Genomic DNA, 17,453 nt, shown 5'->3' with positions numbered 1-17,453 from the left:
TCACGGCGATTATAAATTAAAAATCCGGCTTGATTGGCGGTAATCATTGTTGGCCAGTATAACCAGCAGCGCAGATATATTGGTGGGTGAGCTGTTATCAAGATGCTGGCCTGTCTGTTGATATTCAGGCTTCAGCCATATCCAAAGCCTGCCGGATATTCACTTCAACAATACGCGACACCCCTTTTTCCTGCATAGTTACGCCTACCAGCTGTTCGGCCATTTCCATCGTCAGGCGGTTATGCGAAATATAAACAAACTGAGTTTGTGCCGACATTTGTTGTACCAGATTACAAAAGCGGCTGGTATTGGCATCATCCAGCGGTGCATCCACCTCATCCAGCAGGCAGAATGGCGCCGGATTAAGGCTGAACAGGGCAAATACCAGACTCATGGCGGTTAAGGCTTTTTCGCCACCGGAAAGCAGATGAATAGTACTGTTTTTCTTGCCGGGCGGGCGTGCCATGATGGAGACACCAGCACTGAGTAAATCATCACCTACCATATCCAGACGCGCTTCACCACCACCAAACAGGGTGGGGAAATAGCTCTGTACTTTTTCGTTGACCGCATCAAAAGTGGTTTTAAAGCGGCTTTTAGTTTCTTCATCAATGGTGCTGATAGCCTCTTCCAGCAGGGCAATGGCTGCCTGTACATCAGCGGTTTGTTTCTGATAATACTCAGCGCGCTCGTGTGCTTCTTCCAATTCCTGCAATGCGGCCAGATTAACTGCACCGAGTGCGTTGATTTTTTGTGCCAGTGCTGCAATCTGCTGGCTTAGTTCCGGTGCCGCCTGAGCGGACTGGGCAAACTGCTCAGCCAATGCATCCAGATTGGCGTTATTCTGCTGGAGTGTTTCATGAAAGCGTCTGGCATTAAGCAAGGCTTCCTGCTGCTGTAACAGGGCTGCTTGGGTATCGGCCTGTAACTGCGGTAAGCGGCTGTTGAGGCTATGTTGCTGCTGCTGCGTCTGTTGTAATTGCTGCTGAAGTTGCTGGAGCTGTTGCTGTGCGGCTGCACACTGCTCACCAGCCACGTCAATCTGTGCATTCAGTTCTTCGGTTTGCAGGGTTTGCTCATCGTCCATTTCCTGTTCGGCAATACCCAAAGCCAGCTCACTCTGGCGTTCCTGCCAGCGTTCGGTATCGCGGGCAATGCGCTGGCGTTCCTGAGTGGCACTCTGAATGCATTGTTGCAGCCGTACAATGGCCATTTCCACCAGCCCTTGCTGCCGGCGTGCTTCCAGTAAGGCCAGTTGACTTTGTTTTAATGTTTGCTGCTGGCTGTGCTGGCTGGCGGTGTGATTTTGTAATTGTGGACGCAACTGTTCAATAGCCAGATTCAGGTTTTCAATATCAGCCTGAGACTGTTGCTGTACCTGCTGCTGTTGGGTCAATTCGCTGTTTATCAGCGCGCTTTCCTGCTGAATATGTTCACGCCGTAACTGCCCTTGGCCGGTGCGTGCCAGTAACTCAGTGGCCTGAGCTGAAGCAGTTTGCCAGTGCTGTTGTTGCTGTTTTAGCTGCTGCTGGCACTGATTTAGCTGGGTTTCAGTATTTTCCAGATTGCGCTGTGCCAGCTGCATGGCTTCTGCTGCCTGCTGTAATGGTTTTTCCAGCGCCGCCTGTGCCTGCTGCTGCTCACGCAGTTGCTGCTGCTGTTGCAGCAGACTGATGCCATTATCTTCGGTATATAAAGTAACACTAACCGCATCAACACTATGACCTTCCGGAGTGACAATCAATTGATGGGGCTGCAAGTCTGCCTGCAAAAGCAGGGCTGCATCCAGTGTTTCAGCACATAATACCTGTCCAAGCCAATAGTGTATCGCCTGCGTAAAAGGTGCCTGTACTTCTATATGCTGTAATAAGGCATTAGGCGCAAGAGGCTGTTTTTCTGCTTCATCAGCCTGATTGATCCATACTGTTGTGCATTCGGGCAGGATATCGGCCAGTTTTAACTGCTCAGTATGCTGCGCCTGTAGCTTGTGTCCCAGAACCACGCTGGTGGCGTGCTGCCATTGTGGCGCAACCTGCATGTGTTGCCACAGCAATGGAATATTCGCATCAGTTACGTCTGCTATGCTGCTGCGCTCAGCCTGCGGGAGCAAGGCAATTAACGTTTCTACCTGTGCGCTTAGCGTAAGCTGCTGTTTGTCCAGTTGCCGGTGCTGTTGCTGCGCCAGAATAAGTGTTTGTTGTACGTTTTCACGTTGCTGCTCATATTGCAGCAGGTTTTCTTCCAGACTGGCCACAACCTGCTCCAGCTCTGCTGCGGTGTCCTGCGCTTGTTGCAGTTCTTCGGTTTGCGGTAAGGCCAGTTGTGCCAGTTCTTCTTGCAAACGCTGCTGGCGTTGCTGCAACTGGTTAATACTGCTGGTTGCATGCTGATGTTGCTGTTGCTTAATCGCCAGCTCACGCTCCAGCCGCGCCAGCTCATTTTGCTGATTCTGGCGGGTGCGCTCACCCTGATGAGCCAGTTCTTCCAGTTCCGGCATGCGCGCTTCATGTTCCGCTGCCTGTAGTGCCCATTGTTCGCGCTGTAGCTGCTGTTCTTCCAGCTCCATACCAGCAGTTTTGAGCTGCTCCTGCTGTTGCTGGTCTTCATTATGCAGTCGTTGCAGCTCCGTTTGTGCCTGCGCCTGCTCACGTGCAATGCGCTGCTGCCAGTCTCGCCGGTGGCGAATTTGTTCTTCCAGCCGCGCCCACTGTTCACGCAGGCCGGCACGCTTCATTTCAGCTTCCCGTACCTGCTGCTGCTGTTGCTGCTCCTGTTGGCGTAGTTGTTGCAGCGTTTCTTCCAGTGCCTCCACTTGTTGCTGGAGTGTTTCCTGCGCACTGCCATGCTGTTGGTACAGAAGTGTGGCACTATCGGCCTGATGCAGTGCCTGCTGCCACTGGCTGTAATCAAATAAATCCTGTTTATCAGCAATCTGGGCTTTCAGTTCCTGATAGCGTCGGGCAGTATTGGCCTGTCGCTGTAACTTTTCTACCTGACGATCCAGCTCGCTTTGTAAATCGGCCAGCCGTTGTAAATGTTCGCGCGTATCGGCCAGCCGGTTTTCAGTTTCACGCCGGCGTTCCTTATATTTGGATACGCCGGCAGCTTCTTCAATATGAGCACGCAGCTCTTCCGGCCGCGCTTCAATAATGCGCGAAATCATGCCTTGCTCAATCACCGCATAGCCACGGGCACCTACACCTGTGCCGAGAAACAGATCAGTAATATCGCGGCGGCGCACGACCTGATTATTGATGTAATAAGTAGAATCGCCCTGACGGGTAAGCTGGCGCTTTATCGCCACTTCCGCATATTGTCCCCATGCGCCTTGAAGCTGCTGGCCATCACTGTTATCAAACACCAGTTCCACACTGGCGCGCGGAGCCGGACGGCGGGTATTGGCACCATTGAAAATCACGTCCTGCATGCTTTCGCCACGCAACTGTCTGGCCGAGGCCTCACCCAGTACCCAGCGTACCGCATCTATCACATTGCTTTTACCACAGCCATTTGGCCCGATGACAGCAACTAGTCTGCCCGGTACCGCAATCGTAGTGGGGTCAACAAATGATTTAAAGCCGGAAAGCTTGATGTGGGTTAGACGCATAGCAACAATAAACGCAGGCAAAAGTGCCAAAAAGCGACTATTTTAGCCGGTTTTAAACAAAAAGACAGTTTTAGTTACAACGTACAGCAGCTTGTCACATTTCAATATAGCCAATAACGAGCAGCCTTAATCCCTGCTATTGGCACAGCCGTGCTTATTCAGCCCGTCAATAATGGCACACTGAGGTGAGGCATTGCCACCGCAATGCTTATACCAGTTTTCCAGTGTATCCTTCATACTGTTCAAATCAGTGATTTTCTGGTTCAGGCGCTGGATATGCTCCCCAACCAGCGCCTTCACATCGGCACTAACGCGCTGCGGATTATTGCGTAATGCTAATAGCTCAGCAATCTGTGCTAATGAAAAATCCACTTCACGCGCATGTTTAATAAAACGCAGAGTAGCAATATCTGCTTCATTATAACTGCGATAGCCATTGCTCTGACGCAATGGCCGGATTAAACCGGCGGCTTCGTAATCCCGAATTGTCTTACAGGATAAACCGGATAATTTTTCTGCTGTACCAATATTCATAGCGCATTAAGAAAATACTGTAAATCCGAATTAAAATTTGACTCTATCACAGCGTTAAGGTTTAAGCTTTATTTTGTAGATTTTGATTCAACCCAAACCATAAGGAGGCAAAAATGCAAATGGTTCAGTTCAAAATTGACGGCATGAGCTGCGAAGGCTGTGCCAAAAGTGTCACAGCAGCATTGCAGGGCAGTCCGGGTGTAGAAACCGTGGCGGTAAATTTTGCCACCAGCATTGCCGATATTGGCTTTGATGACCGCCTTACCAATGTAGAAACCCTTAAAGCTGCCGTAGAGGCAGCCGGATTTGATGTAGTTTAGCCCACTAGGCAGAACGGTTGCACAGGTAAAGGACAGGACAATGGATGAAAAGCAGCACTCAAACAGTAACAAAACCGCAACAGCGCGTTTTGCTATTGAAGGCATGGACTGTCAGGCCTGTGCCAACCGCATTGAAAAAGTATTGCGCCGGCAACAGGGCATCATTGCCGCCGATGTTAATTTTGCCAGCGATGAATTACAAACCTGTTTTGACAACAGCATTCTGACTACAAACGAAATCGTGCAGATAGTTGCTAAAACCGGCTTTAAGGCTATACCAGCCAGCAGTACCGGTATCGAAACACTGGCTGATACACAGTCTGGTGAGCATACCCGCATATCATGGCGATTAGCACTAATCTGGCTGATTGCCATGCCGTTTATTATTGGTATGCTAGGCATGTTACTGGGGCAGCACTGGATGCTGCCACCACTGTGGCAGTTTATTCTTGCTACCATCATTCAGCTAGGTTTTGCATGGCCATTTTATAATAGCGCCATCAAATCCCTACAGGGCGGCGTAGCCAATATGGACGTACTCGTGTCTCTGGGCACAATAGCCATCTGGCTTTACTCCAGTGTAATGCTGTTTAACCAGCATAATCATGCACACCAGTATATTTACTTTGAAGCCAGCGTCATGGTGATTGCCTTTGTATCGCTGGGTAAGTATCTCGAACAGCGCACCAAAAAACAAAGCCTCAACAGCATGAGCATGTTGCTGCAACTTACCCCGAAAATGGTACGCAAACAAACTGCTCATGGCTGGCAGCAAGTACCACTGAGCCAGATACAGCCGGGCGATATCCTGCAAACCAATGCCGGCAATCGCATTGCTGCCGATGGCATCGTATCCAGTGGCCAAGCGTGGTGTGATGAAAGCTATCTCACCGGCGAATCCAAACCCTTATTAAAACAGACTGGTGACAAAGTACTGGCCGGCGCACTGCTTAGTAACGGCAGCATTACCTATCAGGCACAAACCCTCGGCAGCCAAACCCTGCTGGGCGACATGATGCAGGCACTAGCGCAGGCGCAAGGCAGCAAAGCACCCATCGCACGGCTGGCCGACAAAGTATCCATGATATTTGTGCCTACAGTGGTTGCCATCGCCGTATTAACCTTTATCCTCAACTACTGGCTTAGCGGCGATTTTAATCAGGCAATTACCCGTGGCGTAGCCGTGCTGGTTATTGCCTGCCCGTGTGCACTGGGGCTGGCCACACCCGCCGCCATGATGGTGGGCATGGGACGCTCAGCACGTTATGGCGTATGGTTTAAAGATGCCGCCTCACTGGAGCGTACCAGCCAAGTAACTACCGTTGTACTGGATAAAACCGGCACCCTTACCAATGGCAAGCCACAGATTATTGCCCAATGGTGCGCTCCCAACAGCAACTTTAATAGCCAGAAAATTCTGCAACTGGCTGCTGCCGTAGAACAGCTCACTACCCACCCACTGGCACAGGCCATCATACAGGCTGCACAACAGCAGCAACTGCCTGCATTAACCGCTACCAACAGCCATAGCGATATCGGGCGGGGGACACAGGCACAGATAGCAGGTTACGGCAATGTTAAAGTGGGCAATCCGGCCTATTGCCGATTCAGCATCCCGCAGGAGCTGATGGAACAGGAAATCTGGCAGATTGCCAGCATCGTAGTCGTTGCCATCAATGAAGAAGTGGCTGGTGCATTTGCCATTGCCGATGCCCTAAAAGAAGATACCCTCAGCGCCATTCAGCGCTTGCAGCAACAGCATATCGACACCCAAATCATGAGTGGTGACCAGCACAGCGTAGTCGAACACATCGCCAGACAACTGGGCATCAGCCATTATCAGGCACAAATGAATCCGCGCGCCAAAGCTGAGGCAGTACATTTACTGATGCAGCAGGGCAAAGTAGTTGCCATGGTTGGCGATGGCATTAACGACGCGCCAGCACTGGCCGCAGCCGATGTTAGCTTTGCCATGTATGGTGGGGCAGATATCGCCACCAATACCGCTTCGGCCACCTTAATGCGCCATTCCGTAACCCAAGTAGCCGATGCCCTTGCCTTAGCCCATGCCACCGTACGTGTAGTGAAACAAAATCTGTTTTTCGCCTTTTTCTATAATATTCTTGGTATACCTTTGGCCGCCATCGGCTGGCTTAGCCCAGTAATCGCCGGCGCGGCTATGGCGATGAGCTCCATTTCTGTGTTGCTCAACGCTTTGCGATTGCGTACAAGTAAACTAAATTAACAATCTGGCTACTGGCAGACAGACATATTTCTGTAATCGCTGGTAGCCAGACATCTATAAATCATCAAATCGCTGTAATAAACTAGCCAGAAATTAACCAGATATTTTTAATAGTATTTCTAGTACAAAAATTTAGCCAGCTTGTGATTTAAACTAAATATATTTATATCTAGGTAAATATAATATAATTTTAATTAAATTAGCATTAGAGGTGTAAAAGCTATCTTTAAACAACTTGGCATATTGATAGCTAAAGGGCAATTTCAATTTAGAAGAGGAAAGAATGACTACATACGGGCTTAAACTTACAACACGTATCGGATTATTTCTTATCGCTTATACACCGATGTTTCTATGCCTTTCAATCTGGCAATTTTGCGAATATAGCAACTACCTGAGCTGGACTAGCTGGCGTGCAGATTATATCACTCACACTTATCTGCACTATTTTGGCTTGGCTACCATTTTGCTATTTCTTGCGGTGATTGGTAGTCTTAATACTTATTTTTATTTAAAAAAATTAAGCTATAAAAAAGAGTATTTCCCGAATAAAGTAACAATTTTGCAGATAAAAAATTTAAGCATGGTTGATCCCTCAATATTAATCGTTATTTTTATTTTGTATAGTGAAATTTTTAACAATACAAAATCAAAGTTAGCATCTAATCTTTGTTTTGCATTAGTATTGATACTTTTATTTTATTACTGGCTATTGATCAAAAAAGCCCCAAAAGATGTTCAAACAGATGTAGAAGTTAAATCAGAAAGAAAGCATATACCGTGGATATATCGGATATGGCAAAAAAAAACGGATAAAAAACATGAAAAAAAATCAGAATTTGAGCAAAAAATGGACAGTTGGGGATTTGTATATCTAATATCATATGCTGTATTTACACTGCTATTTATATCGTCTTTAAATGAAAAATACATGTTTATGTATGTAATTGGTATGCTGGGATTGATGCTGGTTTATTGTCATAGCAAAATGCTGTTAATCAATCCTATACTTTTTTCAAAATATAATCTGTTTGAGGTCAAATATACAGATGGTAGGGCTGGTACAGAAAGCATTCGTTTACTAATAACGACTAAAGCTAGTCTGAAAGAAAAAGACATTGTAAATATAGAAGATATCAGTAGTGAAATTGCCTATATTCCATCAGATAGCGGATTTGATAACCGGCATGATTCAGATTGCACCCATAAATAGTATTTTTAAATCCATGTTATTTGTATACCTTGCACACAAATCTGCTAGGTTTAAACGCACAAAAGTAGCATGGCTTTATTTAAATTAGTCCTTTACTCTGATTATTTTCCTAATATGGGCAGCTAGCATTAAATGATTCAGCTCAAGCTAAAATTTAAGCACATGTACAGCGAGGTCATAAGTATTAGGCTTAATGATAAATTACTGTATAACTTTTTGCGCATAAGAAGCACACTACTGAGAATCAGTTGATGTTAATCTGTTAGCAGTCTAAGTTAAGAGCACAATATTGTAAACTTCACCATCCCAGTGACAACCGGTTACAAGTAAAATCACCAATAAAATAAGCTAACGTCCGGCTGCTAGCAAATCTCTGCAACGGTAAACATCACACTTGTGCTAAATAGCAAACTAATGCGGAAGTGCATAATAAACCAGCAATAATGTATTGCCGCCAGCCTAAGAACAGCCCAGCTATACTGCTCGAACAGACTAGAGAGCTGGTGATTATTCAAGACAAAGAACACAGCGGCACAGAAAAAGCCCAAAAGCTCAAGCAGCATGAGCTTAACGCCATCATCGAATATTGTGAGAGTGCCAGCTACAATATTGATTTTCTTACCAGTACATTAGGTAAATTCCTGCTCGAACGCCTGCATATCCCCAGCCAAACCTTGCTGCTGGAGAATCAGGACATGCTCCAGTTTGCCGGCATACTCAATACACTGCTTGCCAGCCTGAAAACCAGTATTAGTACTATTGAAAACAGCAGTAAGGTTATTGTTGGCTGTTATCGCTGAAAAAGTGGTAGTTGGCATAAAACGCCTATGGCTGTTAGAGCCAAAGGCGTTTTTTATTCGATAAAAAATCTTCTAAAATATAATTTCACTTAATAAATGGTTTGTGTTTTATGAAAAGTGGTCTTAATTTTGCATGAATGTAACTAAAAAATTCTAAAAAAGCTATTTTTCGGTTATAATAATATAAATTTTGGTCCTTTTTGTAGTTTGGATGGTTAAGTGAATAATTTGATGAATAAAATGCTTATTGATATTATCAATGATGCTTTATCTGGAAAAAAAGAAAGTCTTCTTATGCGTCTGCGTATTATGGTGAAAAAACTACAAAAGGACTCCCCACAATTAGCAGAGAGTTTAGAGACTTTAATTATAAACAATCAAGGAATAGGGGGGGAAAGGGCTCAATTTTTAAAACCTAAAATTTCTCCAGTTGATGCTGATAGTAGGTTAAATTTACTTGTTGAAACATATCCTGTTCAAATCAATGTAGAACCAATTTGGTCAGAAGAAACTTATCAACAATTAAATCGATTTGTTGCGGAATGGCATAAGAAAGAACTTTTATATAAAGAAGGATTAAATCCCTCAATATCACTTCTCATGGCAGGACCGCCCGGAGTTGGTAAAACATTAGCAGCGAAATGGCTTGCTTCTAAGCTTGATATGCCTCTTTTGACATTAGATTTAGCTAGTGTGATGAGTAGTTTTTTAGGTAAAACTGGTAACAATATTAAAGCTGTACTGAATTATGCTTCGACTTTCCCTTGTGTTTTATTACTTGATGAATTTGATGCAATTGCAAAAAAAAGGGATGATGCTTCCGATGTAGGTGAATTGAAAAGATTAGTTACTGTACTTTTACAAGCAATAGATGACTGGCCTTCCACATCGGTATTAATTGCAGCTACAAATCATGCAGAACTTTTAGACCCAGCTGTATGGAGAAGATTTGATAGAGTTACTAGGTTTGAATATCCTTCACAAAAGCTTATTGAGAAATATTTAATTTCTAAAGACATAAGTGTGAGCTTGGCAAATTATATTTCTATTCGGCTTGATAAAATGTCGTATTCAGTCTTAGAAAAAGCTATTAATCAGGCCAAGAGAAATAGTATTTTAGAAAGGATTCCTTTAAGTGCAGCACTAATCGATGAATTATTAAGTAGTGATTCTTTAGAAAATGTGGTTAAGGTGATGTCTAATGAAAAAATCTCGCAACGTAAGATTGCAAAGGATTTATGTATACCAAGATCACGAATACGTTTAATTTTAAATGATGAGGACTGTAATGCTGAATAATAAAAATATGCTACTAGGTTATGGTGAAACTCTAACTAAACCTGTATATATTGACCAACGTGGTGGGCCTAAAAATAAACCATATACTTATGATGAAAATAAACCTGTAATTTTAGAAAAATTACAAGATTTAATTTTAAATATCAATACAATTTCTCCTGATGCACTGCCAGATGGAAAAGCAGTTGCTAAATTTGTACTTCATCCAACTTTTTTAGCGAAAAGTTATTTTCCAATAGATCTTTTAAATCATTTTTCTTTGGAAAGTATTGGTAGCAAATCTATTAAAATTAAACCACGAAAAGATAATAAAAAAAAAGGTAGAAAAAATATTTACATAACAATCTGTATTTATGTATCTGGAAAACGAGAAAATTTTGAATTATTTATTGAGGCATTGAAAAAAGATACTTTTAAAGATATTGAGAAATTAAAAAATAATTTTATTACACTTGAAGATATATCGATCTTGGAAATATCGGATAAAATCAAGAATATAGATGATGATATAGACAAAGTAGAAGTAACTTTACATACCCCTCAAAACTCACTTTCCATTGAAAAAAAGTTTGAAAATTTTGCTTTAAAAAATGGTGTACGCATAGATAAGAATAAATGTATAAGAGTAAAAGGTTTAACTTTTATGTCTTTTAAGGCTAATAGGAAAGATATTCCGAAATTAGCTGAATTTTCGTTTTTGAGAACAATTAGAAAGTTACCAGAATTAAGATTTAATAAACCAATTATTACTCGTTCCTTGGAAAATTCACTATTATTATCTTTACCTTCTGAACCAGCTATCAATCAAAATTTAAAAGTTGCTATATTCGATGGAGGAATAGGGGGGAATGATTATGAGTTATGGGTTAAAGAAATAAATTTAGTTAGTGATAAGAATACAGGAATAAAGCCAATCACGCATGGACTGGACGTTACTTCCACAATTCTATTTGGCTTAATTGATTCTAAAACAGAAACACTTAAAACACCTTATTGTAATATAGATCATTATCGTGTTTTGGATTCAAATACGCATACTGATATAGATTTGTTTGATGTTTTAATCCGCATTAAATCAGTCTTGGAAAAAAATAATTATGATTATGTTAATATTAGTTTAGGACCAAGGATACCTATTGATGATGATGATGTCCACGTTTGGACTTCAACATTAGAAGAGATTTTTGCTAAAACTGGAACATTATGCACAATTGCTGCTGGAAATGATGGTGATTTACCAGATACATTAAATAGAATTCAGCCACCTGCCGATTTGATTAATGCATTGGCTGTTGGAGCAGCAACATCTCTTTCTGATAATTGGAAAAGATGTTCATACAGTTGTATTGGCCCTGGGCGTAGCCCAGGTTATATTAAACCTGATGGTTTGGCTTTTGGAGGAAGTGAGGAGGAACCTTTTCAAATTTATAACCCTGTATCAAAAGGAATTGTTAGAGTCGCCGGTACGAGTTTTGCTGCACCATTAGTATTGAGACAGGCAATTGCCCTAAGTACTTTATTAAGATATAAGATTACACCTTTAACTGCTAAAGCCCTTCTTATTCATCATGCGGAAGCGAAACGATTTGCACCTCAAGAAGTTGGTTGGGGACGGTTTCCTGTAAATATTAGTGATGTCATATATTGTGATGATAATCAGGTTAAAGTTATATATCAAGGTATGTTAGAGCCCTCTCAATACATGAGGGCATTGATACCATTTCCTGATTCGGAAATAAAAGGAAAGATAAATTTAAAAGCTACATTTTGTTTTACTAGTTCTGTAGATGTTGAGCATCCTATTAACTTAACAAGAAGTGGATTAGAGATAACAATGAGAAAAAATGAATTATCTAAAAATAATACTTATGCATTATTTAACAATAAAAATATATATGCTGATGAAAACGAGAAACGAAGTGATGGACATAAATGGGAAACTACTTTACGAGCTGAGCATACATTTACAAAGACCCTTGATATTACAAATCCATGTTTTGATATTGTATATCATGAACGTGACCGCGGCATACCTTGCAAAAATCAAGAAAAATTAGAATATGTGCTTGTAGTAACTTTGTCAATTGAAAATATGCCAGAATTATATAATTTAATTCGACAAAAATATCAAACTCTACAGCCAATTGAAATTCAGCAACAAGTGAGGATATCGAATTAAATTATTTGTTAATATAGATTATAATTTATTCTAAGGTTGCTATGTAAAAGTTGTAGCAACCTTTTTCTTTAATAATCACTTACAACAACACTTTTTCAATCCCTCCATTACTGGCTTTCTGCACAAACTCTTCCTGCCAGTTTTCACCCAGTATATGCTTGGCCATTTCAATCACCACATAATCGGCCTTGATATTGGTGTCGTCGCTGTAGCGGCTGAGGCCTTGCAGGCAGGCGGGGCAGCTGGTGAGGATTTTTACTGGTTCGCCCTGCGGTAGTTTGGCTTTGCCTTTTTCGATTTCTTCCTGTTTACGGAAGCGTACTTGGGTGGCGATATCGGGGCGGTTGACGGCAAACATGCCGGATTCGCCGCAGCAGCGGTCGGACAGGGGCACGTTTTGTCCCATCAGCTCGTTAACTACTTTGATTGGCTGGGTGGTTTTGATGGGTGTGTGGCAGGGGTCGTGGTATAGGTATTGCTGGCCTTTGATGCCATCCAGTTTTAGGCCTTTTTCCAGTAGGTATTCGTGGATGTCGAGTATACGACAGCCGGGAAAAATTTTATCGAAATGATAATCTGTAAGCTGGTCGTAGCAGGTGCCGCAGCTTACAACTACGGTTTTGATATCCAGATAGTTGAGGGTATTGGCTACGCGGTGGAACAGGACGCGGTTGTCCATGGTGATTTGGTCACCTTTGTCTTTGTTGCCGCCGGCGGTTTGTGGGTAGCCGCAGCACAGGTAGCCCGGTGGTAGTACGGTTTGTACGCCTACATGCCACAGCATGGCTTGTGTGGCCAAACCAATCTGGCTAAACAGGCGTTCGGAGCCGCAGCCGGGGAAGTAGAAGACGGCTTCGGCTTCTTCGCTTATCTGTGGATTGCGGATAATCGGTACGGTGGTGTTGTCTTCGATATTCAGTAGTGCGCGGGCGGTTTTAATGGGTACGTGGCGCGGCAGCGGGCGGTTGATGAAGTGGACGATTTGTTCGCGGATTTCCGGTTTGCTGGTGGTGGCACGCGGAGCTGTTTTCTGACGTTTGAGCCAGCCAAGGCTGAAGTGTTTGCCCATTTTATAGCCCCAGTTTTGCATGGCAAAACCTGTTTTGATGATGCTAAGACGCAGGGCTTTGATGGTTCTGGGATCGGTGGCGTTGAGGAAAGCCATGCCCATGTAGACGGTGGGATTGAATTTCTTTTTACCGGCTTTACGCAGGTAGTTGCGCATGGCTACGGTTACGTCGCCGAAATCAATTTTTACTGGGCAGGGTTTGATGCAACGGTGGCATACGGTGCAGTGGTCGGCCACGCTGTTGAGTTCGTCGAAGTGTTTCAGGGAGACGCCGCGGCGGGTCTGTTCTTCGTACAGGAAGGCTTCGGTAAGCAGGCCTACGCCGAGGATTTTGTTGCGTGGGGAGTAGAGCAGGTTGGCGCGCGGTACGTGGGTGCTGCACACGGGTTTGCATTTGCCGCAGCGCAGGCAGTCTTTGATGGCATGGGCGATTTTGCCCAGCTCGGATTGCTCCATGATTAAAGATTCTACGCCCAGCAGCTCGAAGGAGGGGGTATAGGCTTTATCGAGGTTGGCGCCGGGCATCAGTTTGCCACGGTTGAAATGGCCGTGTGGGTCTACTTGTTGTTTGTAGTCCCAGTAGGGCTGCATTTCGGCTGCGGTAAGGTAGTTGATTTTGGTGATGCCGATGCCGTGTTCGCCGGAAATTACGCCGTTCAGGCTACGCGCCAGTGCCATGATGCGGTCTACGGCGTGGTGGGCAGTTTGCAGCATGTCGTAGTCGTCTGAATTCACTGGGATATTGGTGTGGACGTTGCCATCACCGGCATGCATGTGCAGGGCGACGAAGACGCGGCCGCGGATGATGTGGCGGTGGATCTGGTCGAGTTTTTCCAGAATCAGGGTATCGGTTTTGCCGCTGAAAATTTCTGCCAGTGGCTGCATGATGTCGCGTTTGACGGATACACGCAGGTGGAAATCACGCATGGCGATAAAGCAGCTTTGTTCGCCAGCCGGTTCGTTGTCTTCGAGTTGTTGCGGGAATTGTTTGAGGTAGTCGGCCAGTGGGGCATCAAGGTGGCTGAGCAGCCAAGTCCAGCGGGTTTGGATGGCGGTAATGTGATTTAGTGCATGTTGTTTGCGTGAGCCAAGTAATTCGGTGCTGGGCAGGTCGGTATCGAGTTTGTCTACCGGCAGTTTGGTTTGCAGGTAGTCGATGATGGCGGCACATAAGGCCAGTTTGTTCTGGATGGACAGTTCGATGTTGATGCGTTCGATGCCATCGGAGTAGCTGCCAAGCTGTTCGAGTGGGATAACGACGTCTTCGTTGATTTTAAAGGCGTTGGTATGGCGGGCAATGGCAGCGGTACGGGAGCGGTCGAGCCAGAAGGCTTTGCGTGCTTCGGGGGTAATGGCGATAAAGCCTTCACCACAGCGGGCATTGGCCAGTCGCACGATATGGGCAGCGGCGGCCTGTACTTCGTTTTCGTCGTCGGCAACGATGTCGGCGAGTAAAACCATTTTCGGGCGGCCTTTGCCGGCGGCCTTGGTGGCGTAGCCGACGGCGCGCACGTAGCGCCAGTCTAGATGCTCCAGACCCGCCAGTTTGACGGTTGGGTGGTTGAGCATGTAGTTGCGTACTTCGACGATGGACGGGGTGGCGTTGGCTACGGTGCCAAAAAATTCCATGCATACGGTACGGGTGTATTTGGGCATGCGGTGCAGTACGAAGGCGGCAGAAGTTATGATGCCGTCGGTGCCTTCTTTCTGTACACCGGGCACGCCGGCAAGGAATTTATCGGTAACGTCTTTGCCCAGACCTACTTTGCGGAATCGCTGCCCAGGTACTTCGAGGCGCTCGGTTTTGATAATGGAATAGCCGTCGTCATCTAGTGTGTGTATGTCGAAGATGGCGGTGGTTTCGTCGTGGATTTTGCCAAAATTGTGGCGCACGCGCTCGATTTTCAGCCATTGTCCCTGTGGGTTGACCATTTTCCACCATGCCAGATTGTCGAGGGTGGTGCCCCATAGTACGGCTTTTTTACCACCGGCATTCATGGCTATGTTGCCGCCGATACAGCAGGCATCGGCGGAGGTGGGGTCGACGGCAAACACCCAGCCGGCAGCGGTAGCGGCTTCTTCTACGCGCCGGGTTACGACGCCGGCACCACAGGTAATAACGGGGTGAGTGCCTTCTAGCCCGGGCAGTTGCTGTAAGGCTACCGGGCTGTACTGGTCGAGCTTTTCGGTGTTGATTACGGCACTCATGGCATCCATGGGTATGGCACCGCCTGTATAGCCGGTACCGCCACCGCGTGGGATGATGGTGAGTTCGAGTTCAATCAGGGCGCGTACGAGTGGCGCAATTTCTTTTTCGTGATCTGGATTGATAACCACAAATGGATATTCGATACGCCAGTCGGTGGCATCGGTTACATGGGTAACGCGTGCCAGACCATCAAACATGATGTTGTCTTTGTGGGTGATTTTGCGCAGGCGGTTGAATACTTGTTCGCGTTTGTTGCGGGTTGTGCCGAAGCTGCGATCAAAGTCGTTGATGGCCTGTTCGGTATTTTCTATCAGTTGGGCAACTTGCTGGTTGTTGTCACGCCGTTTCTGGATTTCGTGCAGGCGGTGGCGCATTTCTTTAACCAGTGCCTGCTGGCGGTGCTGATGTTCGAGCAGATCGTCGATGAGATAGGGGTTGCGGATGACTGCCCAGATGTCGCCTAGTATTTCAAACAGCATGCGCGCTGAACGGCCGGTACGTCTTTGTTCGCGCAGTTGTTGCAGTAAATCCCACGAATGGCTGCCGAGTAGGCGGATGACGATTTCACGGTCGGAATAGGAGGTGTAGTTATAAGGAATTTCGCGTACGCGCTGATTGGCAGAAGTGGTCATGTTATATGTGGTTTCGTTTATTTTATCGGCTTTTCTGTAGGTAGCTGGCAAGTATTCTAACTTAATTTGTTGTGATTTTCGTGAGTTTAACAATGTAGGTTAAATTTTATGCTCTGGCAAATGAAAATTGCAGTGTTTTAGCTAGCAGGATAATTCATAGATGATAAGTATATATTTTAATTATTTTGTCTGCTTAGCATGAGATTGCTGTGATTATGCTGTACCGGATCAAAAACAAAAAGCTCTTTAGTTGGCTAAAGAGCTTGGTTGATGGCAGAAAGTTTATTGCTGTGTGCTGTCACTATTTTCAGGTGCTTTGTATCGTGGGCTGTAAGGGCCATACAGAAGTGTTCCGCCGTGGTTGGCCGTGAGTAAATGATCATCCACAGCTCCGGCTACTTTGTAGGCTTTATCTGTTAGTTTATCTGAAATCTGATTGACTACTGCATTAAACATTTGTGAGAATAAGCCACTATTGTTATTGCTGTTTGAATCTATGGTGATATTTTTCTGGCCAGTCCACAATATGCTGCCATCTTTTGCATCAATCAGCTTGCCACTGACTGATACAGTGGTGACGCTGTTAATCAGTTGAAATTTGGTACCGTATTTTTCTACATTGAGATAAAGAATGGTATCAGCATTATAGACTTTTTGCAGCTTATTCAGCTCAGCCGCCTGAATTTCAGCACCATCATTCAAGCCATTATCTTTAAATGTTTCGTTAACTAATACTACTGGAAAAACGTAGTATCCGGATTCGGCTAGTGGCTGGGTGGTTTGTGCCATAACTGCGTAGGGTGCTTTAACGTCAACAGAAGCATTGGTAGGCTGAACAACGAGTATGGAACGCGGATTGCTTTGTCTGAATTTGCTGTAATCGCGTGGCTGCGGACGATAATGGTTATTGGCGCAGGCTGACATCAATGCGATGATGGTTAAAGGCAAGATGAGTTGAAGGAAACGCTTCATTATTTGCCTCCAGTTAGGTTTTTTATCAGGAAATTCATGTAGGTGGTGGATTCAGGAAAAGTCTGTTTTTCTTTTTCAAACTGATCTCTGGCTCCAGCTCGATTACCGATTTTGGCATACAACATGCCTAAGTGGGCATGAGCGCCGGGGGCGGGTTTGCTGTTGTGATTGCTGGCTTCAATAAAGTATTTTTCCATGCTGGCAATCTGTTCTTCAGGCATATTTTTTTCGGTTAAGGCCTGATATTGAAGTTTCTGGTAATCCCCCCAGTAATATATGGTTGATATGTGTTGGTTTTGGGCGCATGCAGCCAGAGCAAGCATAGCTGTTGCTGCTATTAGTTTTATTTTCATATTATATTTAGATTAGTTAAG

Annotated in this window: 11 protein-coding genes; 6 read left to right on the top strand and 5 right to left on the bottom strand. The window is 44.8% G+C overall.

The window, feature by feature from the left end; translation table 11 throughout:
* Positions 1 to 124 precede the first annotated feature (124 nt).
* Together smc and J6578_RS02620 are read right to left on the bottom strand one after the other, a co-directional pair.
* Positions 125 to 3,607 (bottom strand): chromosome segregation protein SMC, encoded by a 3,483-nt coding sequence (gene smc / locus J6578_RS02625; protein ID WP_287953863.1) that lies wholly within the window; start codon positions 3,605 to 3,607, stop codon positions 125 to 127.
* A 126-nt stretch (positions 3,608 to 3,733) separates the two neighbouring features.
* On the bottom strand, positions 3,734 to 4,141 hold the full coding sequence (locus tag J6578_RS02620) for a MerR family DNA-binding protein (protein WP_287953832.1): 408 nt from the start codon (positions 4,139 to 4,141) through the stop codon (positions 3,734 to 3,736).
* Between the two features lie 113 nt (positions 4,142 to 4,254).
* Between J6578_RS02620 and J6578_RS02615 the strand changes: the two genes are divergently transcribed.
* The 6 genes from J6578_RS02615 to J6578_RS02590 all read left to right on the top strand — a co-directional run bounded on the left by J6578_RS02615 (position 4,255) and on the right by J6578_RS02590 (position 12,197).
* On the top strand, positions 4,255 to 4,461 hold the full coding sequence (locus J6578_RS02615; RefSeq protein WP_037405079.1) for a heavy-metal-associated domain-containing protein: 207 nt from the start codon (positions 4,255 to 4,257) through the stop codon (positions 4,459 to 4,461).
* 40 nt (positions 4,462 to 4,501) lie between these two features.
* Positions 4,502 to 6,706: a heavy metal translocating P-type ATPase gene (locus tag J6578_RS02610; protein ID WP_287953831.1), complete on the top strand. Its 2,205-nt coding sequence runs from the start codon at positions 4,502 to 4,504 to the stop codon at positions 6,704 to 6,706.
* Between the two features lie 283 nt (positions 6,707 to 6,989).
* On the top strand, positions 6,990 to 7,919 hold the full coding sequence (locus J6578_RS02605; protein ID WP_287953830.1) for a KwaA family protein: 930 nt from the start codon (positions 6,990 to 6,992) through the stop codon (positions 7,917 to 7,919).
* 422 nt (positions 7,920 to 8,341) lie between these two features.
* Positions 8,342 to 8,719 carry a hypothetical protein gene (locus J6578_RS02600; RefSeq protein WP_287953829.1) on the top strand — a complete coding sequence of 126 codons (378 nt, stop codon included), beginning with the start codon at positions 8,342 to 8,344 and terminating at the stop codon, positions 8,717 to 8,719.
* Between the two features lie 231 nt (positions 8,720 to 8,950).
* On the top strand, positions 8,951 to 10,018 hold the full coding sequence (locus J6578_RS02595; protein ID WP_287953828.1) for an AAA family ATPase: 1,068 nt from the start codon (positions 8,951 to 8,953) through the stop codon (positions 10,016 to 10,018).
* Positions 10,008 to 12,197 carry a S8 family peptidase gene (locus J6578_RS02590; RefSeq protein WP_287953827.1) on the top strand — a complete coding sequence of 730 codons (2,190 nt, stop codon included), beginning with the start codon at positions 10,008 to 10,010 and terminating at the stop codon, positions 12,195 to 12,197. Before J6578_RS02595 ends, J6578_RS02590 begins: the two co-directional genes overlap by 11 nt.
* A gap of 79 nt (positions 12,198 to 12,276) precedes the next feature.
* Here the strand turns inward: J6578_RS02590 and J6578_RS02585 are convergent, their stop codons facing one another.
* From J6578_RS02585 to J6578_RS02575, 3 genes are all read right to left on the bottom strand, one after another.
* Positions 12,277 to 16,107 carry a DUF3683 domain-containing protein gene (locus J6578_RS02585; protein ID WP_287953826.1) on the bottom strand — a complete coding sequence of 1,277 codons (3,831 nt, stop codon included), beginning with the start codon at positions 16,105 to 16,107 and terminating at the stop codon, positions 12,277 to 12,279.
* 282 nt (positions 16,108 to 16,389) lie between these two features.
* A complete protein-coding gene (locus J6578_RS02580; RefSeq protein ID WP_287953825.1) occupies positions 16,390 to 17,079 on the bottom strand; it encodes a DUF799 domain-containing protein in 690 nt (229 codons plus the stop codon).
* Positions 17,079 to 17,432, bottom strand: coding sequence for a DUF4810 domain-containing protein (locus J6578_RS02575; protein ID WP_239364424.1), 354 nt, complete (start codon positions 17,430 to 17,432; stop codon positions 17,079 to 17,081). The genes J6578_RS02580 and J6578_RS02575 overlap by 1 nt, the downstream gene beginning before the upstream one ends.
* Positions 17,433 to 17,453: the final 21 nt, after the last annotated feature.

This window comes from Snodgrassella sp. (genome assembly GCF_024103505.1).
Taxonomy (GTDB): Bacteria; Pseudomonadota; Gammaproteobacteria; order Burkholderiales; family Neisseriaceae; genus Snodgrassella; species Snodgrassella communis.
The sequence above is the reverse complement of the archived record's forward strand: the minus strand, read 5'-3'. Positions and strand labels throughout refer to the sequence as shown.

Coding starts and splice junctions, on each gene's coding strand:
- smc (WP_287953863.1), bottom strand. CDS start 3,607: ATGCGTCTAACCCACATCAAGCTTTCCGGCTTTAAATCATTTGTTGAC.
- J6578_RS02620 (WP_287953832.1), bottom strand. CDS start 4,141: ATGAATATTGGTACAGCAGAAAAATTATCCGGTTTATCCTGTAAGACA.
- J6578_RS02615 (WP_037405079.1), top strand. CDS start 4,255: ATGCAAATGGTTCAGTTCAAAATTGACGGCATGAGCTGCGAAGGCTGT.
- J6578_RS02610 (WP_287953831.1), top strand. CDS start 4,502: ATGGATGAAAAGCAGCACTCAAACAGTAACAAAACCGCAACAGCGCGT.
- J6578_RS02605 (WP_287953830.1), top strand. CDS start 6,990: ATGACTACATACGGGCTTAAACTTACAACACGTATCGGATTATTTCTT.
- J6578_RS02595 (WP_287953828.1), top strand. CDS start 8,951: ATGAATAAAATGCTTATTGATATTATCAATGATGCTTTATCTGGAAAA.
- J6578_RS02590 (WP_287953827.1), top strand. CDS start 10,008: ATGCTGAATAATAAAAATATGCTACTAGGTTATGGTGAAACTCTAACT.
- J6578_RS02585 (WP_287953826.1), bottom strand. CDS start 16,107: ATGACCACTTCTGCCAATCAGCGCGTACGCGAAATTCCTTATAACTAC.
- J6578_RS02580 (WP_287953825.1), bottom strand. CDS start 17,079: ATGAAGCGTTTCCTTCAACTCATCTTGCCTTTAACCATCATCGCATTG.
- J6578_RS02575 (WP_239364424.1), bottom strand. CDS start 17,432: ATGAAAATAAAACTAATAGCAGCAACAGCTATGCTTGCTCTGGCTGCA.